The organism is Kosakonia sp. S42, from assembly GCF_016624785.1.
Lineage (GTDB): Bacteria > Pseudomonadota > Gammaproteobacteria > Enterobacterales > Enterobacteriaceae > Kosakonia > Kosakonia cowanii.
Map to the genome: position 1 here is coordinate 253,741 of NZ_JACVTW010000003.1, position 14,402 is coordinate 268,142.

9 protein-coding genes are annotated in these 14,402 nt (G+C 54.7%); 6 read left to right on the forward strand and 3 right to left on the reverse strand.

The window, feature by feature from the left end:
• Positions 1 to 8: 8 nt before the first annotated feature.
• The 3 genes from IAE50_RS06815 to aroP form a co-directional block, all read right to left on the reverse strand.
• On the reverse strand, positions 9 to 959 hold the full coding sequence (locus IAE50_RS06815) for a family 43 glycosylhydrolase (RefSeq protein WP_200579893.1): 951 nt from the start codon (positions 957 to 959) through the stop codon (positions 9 to 11).
• Positions 959 to 2,365 (reverse strand): glycoside-pentoside-hexuronide (GPH):cation symporter, encoded by a 1,407-nt coding sequence (locus IAE50_RS06820; protein ID WP_054802809.1) that lies wholly within the window; start codon positions 2,363 to 2,365, stop codon positions 959 to 961. The genes IAE50_RS06815 and IAE50_RS06820 overlap by 1 nt, the downstream gene beginning before the upstream one ends.
• A 172-nt stretch (positions 2,366 to 2,537) precedes the next feature.
• Positions 2,538 to 3,911, reverse strand: coding sequence for an aromatic amino acid transporter AroP (aroP, locus tag IAE50_RS06825; RefSeq protein WP_094192963.1), 1,374 nt, complete (start codon positions 3,909 to 3,911; stop codon positions 2,538 to 2,540).
• A 536-nt stretch (positions 3,912 to 4,447) separates the two neighbouring features.
• On the opposite strand from aroP, the gene pdhR reads away from it, so the two are divergent.
• The 6 genes from pdhR to IAE50_RS06855 all read left to right on the forward strand — a co-directional run bounded on the left by pdhR (position 4,448) and on the right by IAE50_RS06855 (position 14,189).
• Positions 4,448 to 5,212 (forward strand): pyruvate dehydrogenase complex transcriptional repressor PdhR, encoded by a 765-nt coding sequence (gene pdhR, locus IAE50_RS06830; protein WP_023480248.1) that lies wholly within the window; start codon positions 4,448 to 4,450, stop codon positions 5,210 to 5,212.
• A 175-nt stretch (positions 5,213 to 5,387) separates the two neighbouring features.
• Positions 5,388 to 8,051, forward strand: a complete 2,664-nt coding sequence (gene aceE, locus IAE50_RS06835) for a pyruvate dehydrogenase (acetyl-transferring), homodimeric type (RefSeq protein ID WP_023480311.1) — start codon at positions 5,388 to 5,390, stop codon at positions 8,049 to 8,051.
• Between the two features lie 14 nt (positions 8,052 to 8,065).
• The gene (gene aceF / locus IAE50_RS06840; RefSeq protein WP_054802810.1) at positions 8,066 to 9,964 is read left to right on the forward strand and encodes a pyruvate dehydrogenase complex dihydrolipoyllysine-residue acetyltransferase; all 1,899 of its coding nucleotides are present in this window, start codon (positions 8,066 to 8,068) and stop codon (positions 9,962 to 9,964) included.
• A 202-nt stretch (positions 9,965 to 10,166) separates the two neighbouring features.
• Positions 10,167 to 11,591 carry a dihydrolipoyl dehydrogenase gene (gene lpdA / locus IAE50_RS06845; RefSeq protein ID WP_042711868.1) on the forward strand — a complete coding sequence of 475 codons (1,425 nt, stop codon included), beginning with the start codon at positions 10,167 to 10,169 and terminating at the stop codon, positions 11,589 to 11,591.
• Positions 11,592 to 11,872: 281 nt separating this feature from the next.
• A complete protein-coding gene (gene traT / locus IAE50_RS06850; protein ID WP_023480291.1) occupies positions 11,873 to 12,604 on the forward strand; it encodes a conjugal transfer complement resistance protein TraT in 732 nt (243 codons plus the stop codon).
• Positions 12,605 to 12,764: 160 nt separating this feature from the next.
• Entirely contained in the window at positions 12,765 to 14,189 is a 1,425-nt protein-coding gene (locus tag IAE50_RS06855) for a hypothetical protein (protein WP_200579894.1), read from the forward strand.
• Positions 14,190 to 14,402 lie beyond the last annotated feature (213 nt).

Sequence of the window (14,402 nt, forward strand, 5' to 3'; positions counted from 1 at the left end):
CCGCCGGTTTACTGATTATCCGCCGCCGGGATGCCGAAATCAGGCATCCCGTTTTCCTGCCAGCGAATCGTTTTCAGGCGCGTATGGCGGTTGGGATCGTAAAGCGGATCGCCCTCAATTTCGGTGTAGTTACGCGCGTGATACACCAGCACATCTTCTCCCTCCGGCGTCTGCGTAAAGCTATTGTGTCCCGGTCCATACTGGCGGTTTTCATAACTGGTTTTAAACACCGGCTCTGGCGATTTATGCCAGTTTTGCGGCGCAAGCGGGTTGGCGTTAAGATCGATCCACAGTAGCCCCATGCAGTAGTTCTCGTCCGTCGCGCTGGCGGAGTAGCTGATAAAGAGCTTATCTTCGTGAAACAGCACCGCCGGGCCTTCGTTAACCAGAAAGCCGCGGCACTCCCACTCAAACTCCGGTTTGCTTAACATCACCGGCTCCCCTTTCAGCGTCCACGGGTTCTCCATCTCCGCCAGATAGAGATTGGAGTTGCCGGCAATATCCGGCGCTTTTTGCGCCCACAAATACCAGCGCTTGCCCTGATGTACAAAGGTGGTGGCATCCAGCGCAAAGGTGTCGAATGGCGTCTTAACCTGGCCTTTTTCAACCCACTCTCCGCTGAGCGGATCGGCATCTGCGCACTCCAGCACAAACATGCGGTGCTGGAACATATTCAGCTTATCGAGAGCCTTGGTTCCGGTAGCGGCAAAGTATAAATACCATTTGCCCTCGATATGATGCAGCTCCGGCGCCCAGATAAGCTCGCTCATCGGCCCGCTTTGCGGCTTGCGCCACACCACAACGCCTTCGGCGCTGCGCAGCCCGTCGAGCGTAGCGGCGCGGCGGATCTCCAGGCGGTCGTACTCCGGCACCGAGGCGACAAAGTAGTAGTGTTCGTCGTGGCGCAGAATAAACGGGTCTGCGCGCTGTTCAATAAAGGGGTTCGGCCAGGTTTTCATTATGCATTCCTTACGTTTTTCGCCGCCGGTACGCTCTGGCTGTCGCTCAGTTCGTGGTAGTTAATGCGGCGTTTTTCCAGATCCGCCTGGATCTGTTTCATCAGTTCACGGTCGACTTTCAACAGACGAACCACGCCAGCGGTGATGAGATAACCGACGCCCGGGATCACCGTAAACAGCAGCATAATGCCGTTGATAGCGCTGGCGCTCTGCTGTTTGGCACCGGCGTCGTAGCCATACCAGGAGAGCAGGAAACCAACCATCGCGCCCGCCACCGCCAGCCCCACTTTCAGGAAGAAGAGGTTGCCGGAAAAGCTGATGCCGGTGATACGTTTGCCGGTTTTCCACTCGCCGTAGTCATCGACATCGGCCATCAGCGACCAGTGCAGCGGGGAGGGGATCTGATGCAGGATGTTGAGCAGGAAGTAGAGCACGGCAATCATCACCGTTGCGCGCGGGTCGAGGAAGTAAAAGCCGCAGGAGAAGATCGCCAGCGCGATATTGGTCCAGAAGAAGACTTTCAGTTTGCACCAGCGGTCGGTCAGCACTTTTGCCAGCATGCTGCCGAACATCATGCCGACCACGCCGAGGCTGATAAACAGCGTGGCGAAGTGGGTGCTCTCCTGCATCACCCAGGTGACGTAATACATGGTGGCAGCCATACGGATAAAGCCGGGGCAGACATTGCACAGCGTCAGCAGCAGGATGCGCACCCACTGATCGTTCTTCCACACGTCCCTGAAATCTTTCTTCAGATCGTCATTGGTCGGCACCGCCGGGCGTACACGCTCGCGCACCGTAGCAAAGCAGTACAGGAACATACACATGCCGATAAATGCCAGCACCGTCATCGCCATCTGATAGCCTTTGGCTTTATCCGCGCCGCCGAACCACTCTGCCATCGGCAGCAGCGTCAGCGACAGCAGCAGCGTCGCGATGCCGACCATCACAAACCGGTAAGACTGGCAGGCCACGCGCTCTTTCGGATCGTTAGTGATAACGCCGCCCAGTGAGCAGTAGGGAATGTTAATGGCGGTATAGGTGAGCGAGAGCAGGAAGTAGGTGACAAAGGCATAGATAACTTTGCTGCTGTAGGTCCACTCCGGGGTGGTAAACATCAGCACGCTAAAGACCGCGTAAGGGACGGCAATCCACAGCAGCCACGGGCGAAAACGGCCATATTTGCTTTGCGTGCGGTCGGCCAGCGCGCCCATTAACGGGTCGGTAATGGCATCAATAACGCGAATCGACAGCAGCAGCACGCCAACCAGCGCGGGAGCCAGACCGAAGATATCGGTGTAAAAATAGTTCACAAACAGCATGATGGCGCCAAAGATGATGTTGCATCCGGCATCGCCCATGCCATAACCAATCTTCTCTTTAACAGACAGTTTAGTGGTGTCCATCGACGGGTCTCCCTCTGAGGTATGAGTTCGATTATTCGCCCGTAAATTTTTATTTGCGTAGCAGGATCACGCCGCAGAGATGGACAATATGGCTACGTAAAGGAAAGTGTGAGGAAGTTAACATCGGTTTAACAACCCTCTCCCGGGCGGGAGAGGGCAGGGCAGAAGGGGATCAGTGTGCTTTTACCGCTTTTGCATTTTTCTGTCGTACCAGGTAACCGACGCCAAGAATCGCAATCCATACCGGGATAAGCCACACGGAGATCGCCATACCCGGCGTCATCACCATGATAACCAGCACTGCCGCCATAAAGATCAGGCAGATCCAGTTCCCCAGCGGGTAGAAGAGCGCCGGGAAGCGCGGTTTCACGCCCTGTTGCTGCTTCGCACGACGAAAACGCATGTGCGCGAGGCTAATCATCGCCCAGTTAATCACCAGCGCGGAGACCACCAGCGCCATCAGCAGCCCAAAGGCGGATTCCGGTGCGAGGTAGTTAATCAGCACGCAAAGCGCGGTGAAGAGTGCGGAGACGAGGATGGTGTTGACCGGCACGCCGCGCTTGTCGGTTTTTTGCAGCATCTTCGGCGCGTTGCCCTGTTTGGCCAGGCCAAACAGCATACGGCTGTTGCAGTAAACGCAGCTGTTGTAGACCGACAGTGCCGCCGTCAGCACCACGATATTCAGCGCGTTGGCTACAAAGGAGTCGCCCAGTTCATGGAAGATCAGTACAAACGGGCTGGTGTCAGCCGTTACGCGGGTCCACGGCAGCAGAGAGAGCAGCACCGCCAGCGAGCCGATATAGAAGATCAGAATGCGGTAGATAACCTGGTTGGTCGCTTTGGGAATGCTCTGCTCCGGGTTATCTGCTTCCGCCGCGGTGATACCGACCAGCTCCAGCCCGCCGAAGGAGAACATGATGATCGCCATCATCATCACCAGGCCGCCGATGCCGTGCGGCAGGAAGCCGCCTTGTTCCCATAAGTTGCGAACCGTCGCCTGCGGGCCTGCGCTGTCGCTAAACAGCAGCCAGCCGCCGAAGAGGATCATCGCCACCACGGCCACCACTTTGATAATGGCAAACCAGAACTCCATCTCGCCGAACACTTTTACGTTGGTCAGGTTGATGGCGTTGATAACGACAAAGAAGACGGCCGCAGAAACCCAGGTAGGAATTTCCGGCCACCAGAACTGGACATATTTACCGACCGCCGTCAGTTCGGCCATGGCGACCAGCACGTAGAGCACCCAGTAGTTCCAGCCGGAGGCGAAGCCGGCAAAACTGCCCCAGTATTTGTAAGCGAAATGGCTGAAGGAGCCGGCAACTGGCTCTTCGACCACCATCTCACCGAGCTGGCGCATAATCAGAAACGCGATAAAACCGGCAATGGCGTAGCCGAGAATAATGCCGGGGCCGGCCGACTGGATGACTGACGCGCTGCCCAGAAACAGCCCAGTCCCAATAGCACCGCCCAGCGCGATAAGCTGTATATGGCGGTTCTTAAGGCCGCGCTTTAGCTGATCGCCGTGCTGTTGACCTTCCATTATGAAACCTCGTGTGTGGTTATTATGTTTACGCTATGTTTAAGCGTGTAATGAATAAGTTCCATTTATATGTATTTTTTGCTTTACGAAGCGGCAGGATGATTTTGACTTGAGACCTTTCGCATGCCAAAGAATAGTGGTAAGCGAACGGGAATGCATCTGCTTTATGACGGGTCTATGACGAGCTGATGAAAAAAAGAGCGTCGGCCAATAACCCTCTTACCCCCTCATACCAAAACACCCCTCTTTTTATTCATCAGAAGTGAATAAAAAATCATCTATAAACCGACTGAATCGGTTCACATTCAGTAATTTGCGTTTCGGGAAAGTTAAAACTCACTCTTAAGGGGTAAACGAGTCATTTGCGTAAGGTTACATCTTTGAAACGCCATTTCTCTTTGCTTGTTAAAATGTGCGTGGTTTCCTGATTTCAATCAAAACCTGTATGGACAGAAGGTGAATACTTTGTTACTTTAGCGTCAACAATATGAAATTGGTAAGACCAATTTACTCCGGGCGAGTGGCAGAGACAGGGAACAATGGCCTACAGCAAAATCCGCCAACCTAAACTTTCCGATGTGATTGAGCAGCAACTGGAGTTTTTGATTCTCGAGGGCACACTCCGTCCCGGTGAAAAACTTCCTCCAGAGCGCGAACTGGCCAAACAGTTCGACGTTTCTCGTCCTTCACTGCGCGAGGCCATCCAGCGTCTCGAAGCGAAAGGCCTGCTCCTACGTCGCCAGGGTGGCGGGACCTTTGTCCAAAGCAGTCTGTGGCAGAGCTTCAGCGATCCGCTGGTCGAGCTTCTGACCGATCATCCCGAATCCCAATTTGATCTTCTCGAAACGCGCCATGCACTGGAAGGCATTGCTGCTTATTACGCGGCGCTTCGCAGCACCGACGAAGACAAAGTGCGGATTGGCGAGCTGCATCGCGCCATCGAACTGGCTCAGCAGTCGGGCGATCTGGACGCGGAGTCCAGCGCGGTCGTGCAGTATCAAATCGCCGTAACGGAAGCGGCACATAATGTAGTCCTGCTTCATCTGCTACGCTGCATGGAGCCGATGCTGGCGCAGAACGTTCGTCAAAACTTCGAACTGCTCTACGCCCGCCGCGAGATGCTACCGCTGGTCAGCAACCATCGCGCGAGTATCTTCGCCGCGATCATGGCTGGCAAACCGGAAGAGGCGCGTGAAGCGTCGCACCGCCATCTGGCGTTTATCGAAGAGATTTTGCTGGATCGCAGCCGTGAACAGAGTCGTCGTGAACGCTCTCTGCGTCGGCTGGAGCAGCGCAAGAATTAGAATTTTCTGGCGCAAATTGTGCCGGAAGAGTTGTAACAACAGCGCCAACTTTTAGAGCGCGGCAACTAAACGCAGAACCTGTCTTATTGCACTTTTACGAACCTTTACAGGCCGTCAGAGTGCAATGGGACAGGTTCCAGACAATCAACGATTAGATAGATAAGGAATACCCCCCATGTCAGAACGTTTACAAAATGACGTGGATCCGATCGAAACTCGCGACTGGCTACAGGCGATCGAATCGGTCATCCGTGAAGAAGGTGTTGAGCGTGCTCAGTATCTGATTGACCAGCTCCTTTCTGAAGCCCGCAAAGGCGGTGTGAAAGTGGCAGCTGGCACAGGGGCGAGCAACTACGTAAACACTATTGCCGTTGAAGATGAACCGGAATACCCGGGCAATCTGGAACTGGAACGCCGTATTCGTTCAGCTATCCGCTGGAACGCAATCATGACGGTTCTGCGTGCGTCTAAAAAAGACCTCGAGCTGGGCGGTCACATGGCCTCCTTCCAGTCTTCCGCAACCATTTACGAAGTCTGCTTCAACCACTTCTTCCGCGCTCGTAACGAGAAAGACGGCGGCGATCTGGTGTACTTCCAGGGCCACATCTCTCCGGGCGTGTACGCACGTGCATTTGTTGAAGGTCGTCTGACTGAAGAGCAGATGAACAACTTCCGTCAGGAAGTTCACGGTAAAGGCCTCTCCTCTTACCCGCACCCGAAACTGATGCCGGAATTCTGGCAGTTCCCGACCGTTTCCATGGGTCTGGGCCCGATTGGTGCCATCTATCAGGCGAAGTTCCTGAAATATCTGGAACACCGTGGTCTGAAAGACACCTCTGAACAGACCGTTTACGCCTTCCTCGGCGATGGCGAGATGGATGAGCCGGAATCCAAAGGTGCGATCACTATCGCGACCCGTGAGAAACTGGACAACCTCTGCTTCATCATCAACTGTAACCTGCAGCGTCTTGATGGCCCGGTCACCGGTAACGGCAAAATCATCAACGAACTGGAAGGCATCTTCGCAGGTGCTGGCTGGAACGTGATCAAGGTGATGTGGGGTTCTCGTTGGGACGAGCTGCTGCGTAAAGACACCAGCGGTAAACTGATCCAGCTGATGAACGAAACCGTTGACGGCGACTACCAGACCTTCAAATCGAAAGATGGTGCGTACGTTCGCGAGCACTTCTTCGGTAAATACCCGGAAACCGCCGCACTGGTTGCAGACTGGAGCGACGAGCAGATCTGGGCACTGAACCGTGGTGGTCACGATCCGAAGAAAATCTACGCTGCACTGAAAAAAGCGCAGGAAACCAAAGGCAAAGCAACTGTCATCCTGGCCCACACCGTTAAAGGTTATGGCATGGGCGATACCGCCGAAGGTAAAAACATCGCCCACCAGGTGAAGAAAATGAACATGGACGGCGTGCGTTATATCCGCGACCGCTTCAATGTTCCGGTGACCGATGAGCAAGTTGAAAAACTCTCTTACCTCACCTTCGCTGAAGGCTCTGAAGAGCACAAATATCTGCATGAACGTCGCCAGGCGCTGAAAGGCTACCTGCCGTCACGTCAGCCGAACTTCACCGAAAAACTGGATCTGCCTGCGCTGGAAGACTTCTCCCAGCTGCTGGAAGAGCAGAACAAAGAGATCTCCACCACCATCGCCTTCGTTCGTGCCCTGAACGTGATGCTGAAGAACAAGTCGATCAAAGATCGCCTGGTTCCGATCATCGCCGATGAAGCGCGTACCTTCGGTATGGAAGGTCTGTTCCGTCAGATTGGTATTTACAGCCCGAACGGCCAGCAGTACACCCCGCAGGACCGTGAGCAGGTTGCTTACTACAAAGAAGACGAGAAAGGTCAGATCCTGCAGGAAGGTATCAACGAACTGGGTGCTGGCGCATCCTGGCTGGCGGCTGCGACCTCTTACAGCACCAACAACCTGCCGATGATTCCGTTCTACATCTACTACTCGATGTTCGGTTTCCAGCGTATCGGTGACCTGTGCTGGCAGGCAGGCGACCAGCAGGCTCGCGGCTTCCTGGTAGGCGGTACTTCTGGTCGTACGACCCTGAACGGTGAAGGTCTGCAGCACGAGGATGGTCACAGCCACATTCAGTCGCTGACTATCCCGAACTGTATCTCTTACGATCCGTCTTACGCTTACGAAGTTGCGGTCATCATGCATGACGGCCTGCAGCGCATGTACGGCGAGAAACAAGAGAACGTTTACTACTACATCACCACGCTGAACGAAAACTACCACATGCCGGCAATGCCGGAAGGCGCCGAGGAAGGTATCCGTAAAGGTATCTACAAACTCGAAACCGTTGCGGGTAACAAAGGTAAAGTTCAGCTGCTGGGCTCCGGTTCTATCCTGCGTCACGTTCGTGAAGCAGCGCAGATCCTGGCTAACGACTACGGCGTAGGTTCTGACGTTTATAGCGTCACCTCCTTCACTGAACTGGCGCGTGATGGCCAGGATTGTGAACGCTGGAACATGCTGCATCCGCTGGAAACTCCGCGCGTTCCGTACATCGCTCAGGTGATGAACGACGCTCCGGCTGTAGCATCTACTGACTATATGAAACTGTTCGCCGAACAGGTTCGTACTTATGTACCGGCTGATGATTACCGCGTACTGGGTACCGATGGCTTCGGTCGTTCCGACAGCCGTGAAAACCTGCGTCACCACTTCGAAGTTGATGCTTCTTACGTGGTGGTAGCAGCCCTGGGCGAACTGGCTAAACGTGGCGAAATCGACAAGAAAGTGGTGGCAGAAGCGATCACCAAATTCAACATCGATGCAGATAAAGTTAACCCGCGTCTGGCGTAAGAGGTAAAGAGACAATGGCTATCGAAATCAACGTACCGGACATCGGGTCTGATGAAGTAGAAATCACCGAGATTCTGGTCAAAGTGGGCGACAAAGTTGAAGCTGAACAGTCGCTGATCACCGTAGAGGGCGACAAAGCCTCTATGGAAGTTCCGTCTCCGCAGGCTGGCGTCGTGAAAGAGATCAAAGTCTCTGTCGGCGACAAAACCGAGACCGGTAAACTGATCATGATTTTCGATTCCGCCGACGGTGCAGCTGACGCTGCACCTGCTCAGGCAGAAGAGAAGAAAGAAGCCGCGCCGGCAGCTGCTGCTCCGGCCGCTGCAAGCGCAAAAGACGTTCACGTGCCGGATATCGGCGGTGATGAAGTCGAAGTGACCGAAATTCTGGTGAAAGTGGGCGACAGCGTGACCGCTGAGCAGTCCCTGATCACCGTGGAAGGCGACAAAGCCTCCATGGAAGTTCCGGCGCCGTTCGCTGGCACCGTGAAAGAGATCAAAGTCAACACTGGCGACAAAGTCTCCACCGGTTCTCTGATTATGGTCTTCGAAGTGGCAGGTGCTGCACCGGCTGCTGACGCGAAACCGCAGGTCAAAGAAGAAGCGGCTTCTGCTCCGGCAGCAGCTGCGGGCGCGAAAGACGTTAACGTACCGGATATCGGCGGTGACGAAGTTGAAGTGACCGAAGTGATGGTCAAAGTCGGCGATAAAGTCTCTGCTGAACAGTCTCTGATCACCGTTGAAGGCGACAAAGCCTCGATGGAAGTCCCGGCACCGTTCGCGGGCGTGGTAAAAGAGCTGAAAGTGAACGTGGGCGACAAAGTCTCCACCGGCTCGCTGATCATGGTCTTCGAAGTGGAAGGCGCTGCGCCTGCTGCTGCTCCGGCAGCGAAACAGGAAGCGGCTCCGGCACCGGCTGCAAAAGCAGAGAAACCGGCTGCTGCGGCTCCGGCTAAAGCAGAAGGCAAATCTGACTTCGCAGAGAACGACGCTTACGTCCACGCGACTCCGCTGATCCGCCGCCTGGCGCGCGAATTCGGCGTGAACCTGTCGAAAGTGAAAGGCTCCGGTCGTAAAGGCCGTATCCTGCGCGAAGACGTTCAGGCTTACGTGAAAGACGCGGTGAAACGCGCGGAATCCGCACCTGCTGCCGCTACCGGCGGTGGCCTGCCAGGCATGCTGCCGTGGCCGAAAGTGGACTTCAGCAAGTTCGGCGAAATCGAAGAAGTGGAACTGGGCCGTATCCAGAAAATCTCTGGTGCTAACCTGAGCCGTAACTGGGTGATGATCCCGCACGTTACCCACTTCGACAAAACCGATATCACCGATCTGGAAGCGTTCCGTAAACAGCAGAACGCCGAAGCCGAGAAACGTAAACTGGACGTGAAATTCACCCCAGTGGTCTTCATCATGAAAGCCGTTGCTGCGGCCCTTGAGCAGATGCCACGTTTCAACAGCTCGCTGTCCGAAGATGGTCAGCGTCTGACGCTGAAAAAATACATCAACATCGGTGTCGCGGTTGATACCCCGAATGGCCTGGTGGTTCCGGTCTTTAAAGACGTGAACAAGAAGAGCGTGACCGAGCTGTCCCGCGAACTGACCGTGATCTCCAAGAAAGCGCGTGATGGTAAACTGACTGCCGGCGAAATGCAGGGCGGCTGCTTCACCATCTCCAGCATCGGCGGCCTGGGTACGACCCACTTCGCGCCGATTGTGAACGCGCCGGAAGTGGCTATCCTGGGCGTATCCAAGTCCGCGATGGAGCCGGTGTGGAACGGTAAAGAGTTCGTTCCGCGTCTGATGATGCCGATTTCACTCTCCTTCGACCACCGTGTGATTGACGGTGCTGATGGGGCGCGCTTTATCACCATCATCAATAACATGCTGTCCGACATTCGCCGTCTGGTGATGTAATCGAAAAGCCGGCCTGACGGCCGGCTTTTTTCTGCTAATCTCATAGCGCTTTTGGGGTTATCAGAGGCAAAGGACAATTCGTTAGCCGTTTGTTGTTTCAAAAATGTTAACAATTTTGTAAACTGCGGGCGGATAGAACGTCCCGGTGGATGAAGGGCGACATGAAGTACCCCTGACCGCCGGAAATCAATAAGAGGTCATGATGAGTACTGAAATCAAAACTCAGGTCGTCGTACTTGGGGCAGGCCCGGCAGGTTACTCTGCTGCCTTCCGTTGCGCTGATTTAGGTCTGGAAACCGTCATCGTTGAACGCTACAACACCCTCGGCGGTGTTTGTCTGAATGTAGGTTGTATCCCTTCTAAAGCGCTGCTGCACGTCGCGAAAGTGATTGAAGAAGCTAAAGCGCTGGCCGAGCACGGCATCGTCTTCGGCGAACCGCAGACCGACATCGACAAAATCCGCACCTGGAAAGACAAAGTAATTAACCAGCTGACCGGCGGCCTCGCAGGTATGGCAAAAGGCCGTAAGGTCAAAGTGGTTAACGGTCTGGGTAAATTTACCGGGGCGAACACCCTGGAAGTGGAAGGCGAAAACGGCAAAACCGTAATCAACTTCGACAACGCCATCATCGCGGCGGGTTCCCGTCCGATTGAACTGCCGTTCATTCCGCATGAAGATCCGCGCGTGTGGGACTCCACCGGCGCGCTTGAGCTGAAATCCGTACCGAAGCGTATGCTGGTTATGGGTGGCGGCATTATCGGTCTGGAAATGGGCACCGTATACCATGCGCTGGGTTCAGAGATTGACGTGGTTGAGATGTTCGACCAGGTGATCCCGGCTGCCGACAAAGACGTAGTTAAAGTCTTCACCAAACGCATCAGCAAGAAGTTCAACCTGATGCTGGAAACCAAAGTGACCGCCGTTGAAGCAAAAGAAGACGGTATCTACGTTACGATGGAAGGCAAAAAAGCGCCGGCTGAACCGCAGCGTTACGACGCCGTGCTGGTCGCCATCGGCCGTGTGCCGAACGGTAAAAACCTCGACGCCGGTAAAGCGGGCGTGGAAGTGGACGACCGTGGCTTCATCCGCGTCGACAAACAGCTGCGCACCAATGTGCCGCACATCTTCGCTATCGGCGACATCGTCGGTCAGCCGATGCTGGCGCACAAAGGCGTGCATGAAGGCCACGTTGCCGCAGAAGTTATCGCCGGTAAGAAACACTACTTCGATCCGAAAGTGATCCCGTCTATCGCCTATACCGAGCCAGAAGTAGCATGGGTAGGTCTGACCGAGAAAGAAGCGAAAGAGAAAGGCATCAGCTACGAAACCGCCACCTTCCCGTGGGCAGCTTCTGGCCGTGCTATCGCTTCCGATTGCGCAGACGGTATGACCAAACTGATTTTCGACAAAGAGACGCACCGTATTATTGGTGGCGCGGTTGTCGGCACCAACGGCGGCGAGCTGCTGGGTGAAATCGGTCTGGCGATCGAAATGGGCTGTGATGCAGAAGATATCGCGCTGACCATCCACGCGCACCCGACGCTGCACGAATCTGTTGGCCTGGCCGCAGAAGTGTTCGAAGGTAGCATCACCGACCTGCCGAACCCGAAAGCGAAGAAGAAATAAGCCTCTTCACGCCGCTTGTGCGTTCGACAATAAAGCAGCCTATATGGCTGCTTTTTTTATTCCTGCCGCAGAACCACCACATTTAGTAGGTAATTAGCCCTCAACCAATTGATAACGAAGCCGATAACTCACTTAAGAATAGTATTGGCACGCTCGCCTCAGGCGGGTGGCCTGGCGTCGTCATGACATGGACTTTGTCACTTATCCGCGTTTCATCGCTCCCGTCCTGCCTTTGCCGCATTTGTTGTTCTTCTGGTGTTCGAAATATAAAGGAATCGTTAATGTCTATTAAAAAACTCGCTGTTGTCGGTATGGTTCTGGCAGCGTTTACCCTCTCCGGCTGTGGCGCGATGACGACGGCTATCAAAAAACGCAATCTGGATGTAAAAACTCAGATGAGCCAGACCATCTGGCTGGAGCCGGCTTCTGAGAAAACTGTGTTTATTCAGGTAAAAAATACCTCTGATAAAGACATGAGTAATTTGCAGACCCTGCTGGCAAAAGAGCTGAGCGATAAAGGCTACAAAGTCACCTCCTCTCCGGATACGGCCTATTACTGGATCCAGGCGAACGTGCTGAAAGCGGACAAAATGGATCTGCGTGAAACTCAGGGCTACCTGAAAAGTGGTTACGAAGGCGCGGCGATTGGTGCCGGTCTGGGGGCCGGTATCACCGCCTATAACAGCAACTCCTCCGGTGCCGCGCTGGGCGTGGGTCTGGCGGCTGGCCTGATTGGCCTCGCAGCAGACGCGATGGTGGAAGATGTGAACTTCACTATGATCACCGACTTGCAGATCTCCGAGCGCAGCAAAGCGAAAGTGACCACCGATAATATCGCCGCTCTGCGTCAGGGCACCTCTGGTATCAAGCTGCAGACCAGCACCGAAGAGGGTAACCGCGCGAAATACCAGACCCGCGTGGTCTCTAACGCCAACAAAGTAAACCTGAAATTCGAAGAGGCGAAACCGGCCCTCGAAGCGCAGCTGGCAAAATCTGTCGCCAACATTATGTAAGTTGACTGCTGGCAGCTAACAAGCGGGCTCAGGCAACTGGCCCGCTTTTTTTATAGGTAAAAGTGACGGGTGCCTGCTTTTCAGCCAAAAGCGATAAACCTTCGCCGCACGTTGCCGATGTTACTTATTTACTATTTCGGTGAGAGGGAGTTTCATCGCCATGATTAACGGCCTTAACCTTACTGCGCTACTGCCATCAGCCGCGCGGGTCAGTACCTCTGCGCGGGTCGGCACTGCTGCGCCCGCATCTGTAAACAAAGCATCTCCCGTGGATGACGCCTCGACAAAAGTGATGTTCGGTAGCCAGACGTCGGAGATTGCCGCCGTCTATTCGCTGATGCCCAAGAAAGTGAACCCGGCGATTGCCGAGCAGCAGCATAGCCAGATTCAGGGGCTGATGGGGCTGGCCTCCGGTGGTATCTCCGTTTCCGCTTTCGCCACGCTTGGCAGCACGCTGCTGAGCAACCTGAATGATAACCGTGGCGATGTGGTGCAGACGCTGCGCGGTGCGGATATGGGCATTGCCCGCGCGCCTTATGATTCAGCCATCACCATGGATATCGTCACCCAGTCCGGCACCAAAGTGCAGCTGGTGATGAGCCAGCAGGATGACGGCATGACCGTCCAGCTGAAAACCGACGGCGAAGCGCTCAATGACGACGAAGCCGCCGCCATCGCGGGCCTCGGTAAAGCGCTGGGAGAGACCCTCAGCGGCCTCGGCAAGCAGCAACCGCAGTTGGACATCAGCGGCTTAACCCAGTTTGATACGCGCCTGCTGAAATCGGTGGACCTGAAAACCGACCTGCGTAACGACGATAAGTCATTGCAATCGCTCAATTTCCATGCGGATAACAAAACGCGCTCCACGGCTTATGAAGATGGCGACTTCTCGCTGAAAATGAGCAGCGACATGGCGCACTCCGCCTTTGCTGGTAACGCCGCGCAGCAGCAAACCGCCTTAAGCGCGTGGGACAGTAAATTCGATAAAGCGCGCACTGCCGGGCAGGGCAATTATGACCAGATGGCGGCGCTGAAGGCGGTCTTCCGCGCGCTTAACAGCAATACCAGCGCTGAAAAAATGCCTGTCGTGGCGACCAATGCGATTCGCATCGGTGATAACGGCGCGTCACAGCTCAGCGGGCTGAATGATTTTTCACTCTCGCTGACGCAGACGGAGAAGTCGGTCAACCCGGCGAAGTTGCAGGAGAAAGATCGCTTTGCCTACACCGCCTCGCAGTCAACGGAAGCCAGCGATCATAGCGACAGCTCTAAGAGCGTGAAGCAGACGACGCGTAGCAACCTGAGCGCTGCCTGGCACCAGGCGATCGATCCGTCGATTCCACTGGCGCTGGGCACGCAGAAATCCTCACAAAGCTACTACTACCATGTGGTCGAAAACAGCGAGGAGAACAGCACCACGCTCAACTACAATGGACGCGGCCAACTGGCCAACGTTCAGCACCATCAGCTGGTAGATAACCGTGAAACGGTGAAAAAGTACCTGCTGGGCAAACTGGTTGATGAGAGCCTGAACCCGGAGAAATACAGCCGTAGCTGGGGGCTGGACATTCTCGGCAAGCTTTAACATTGTCTTAACGTAACGGCTCTGCGGAGCCGTTTGTTTTCTCGGCGGTTCGAGGATTATTTTTCGCTAAACCCCTCTGCCGTCTGCTTTATGCCATCTGTAACGATTCAGCCGGGATTTAATGTTGCTTTTTTGTAAACAGATTAACACCCCCTGAAATTCCTGCTATGCTGCCCGGCGCGGTTCGCGGATTTACCCTACAAACTGCTGTCT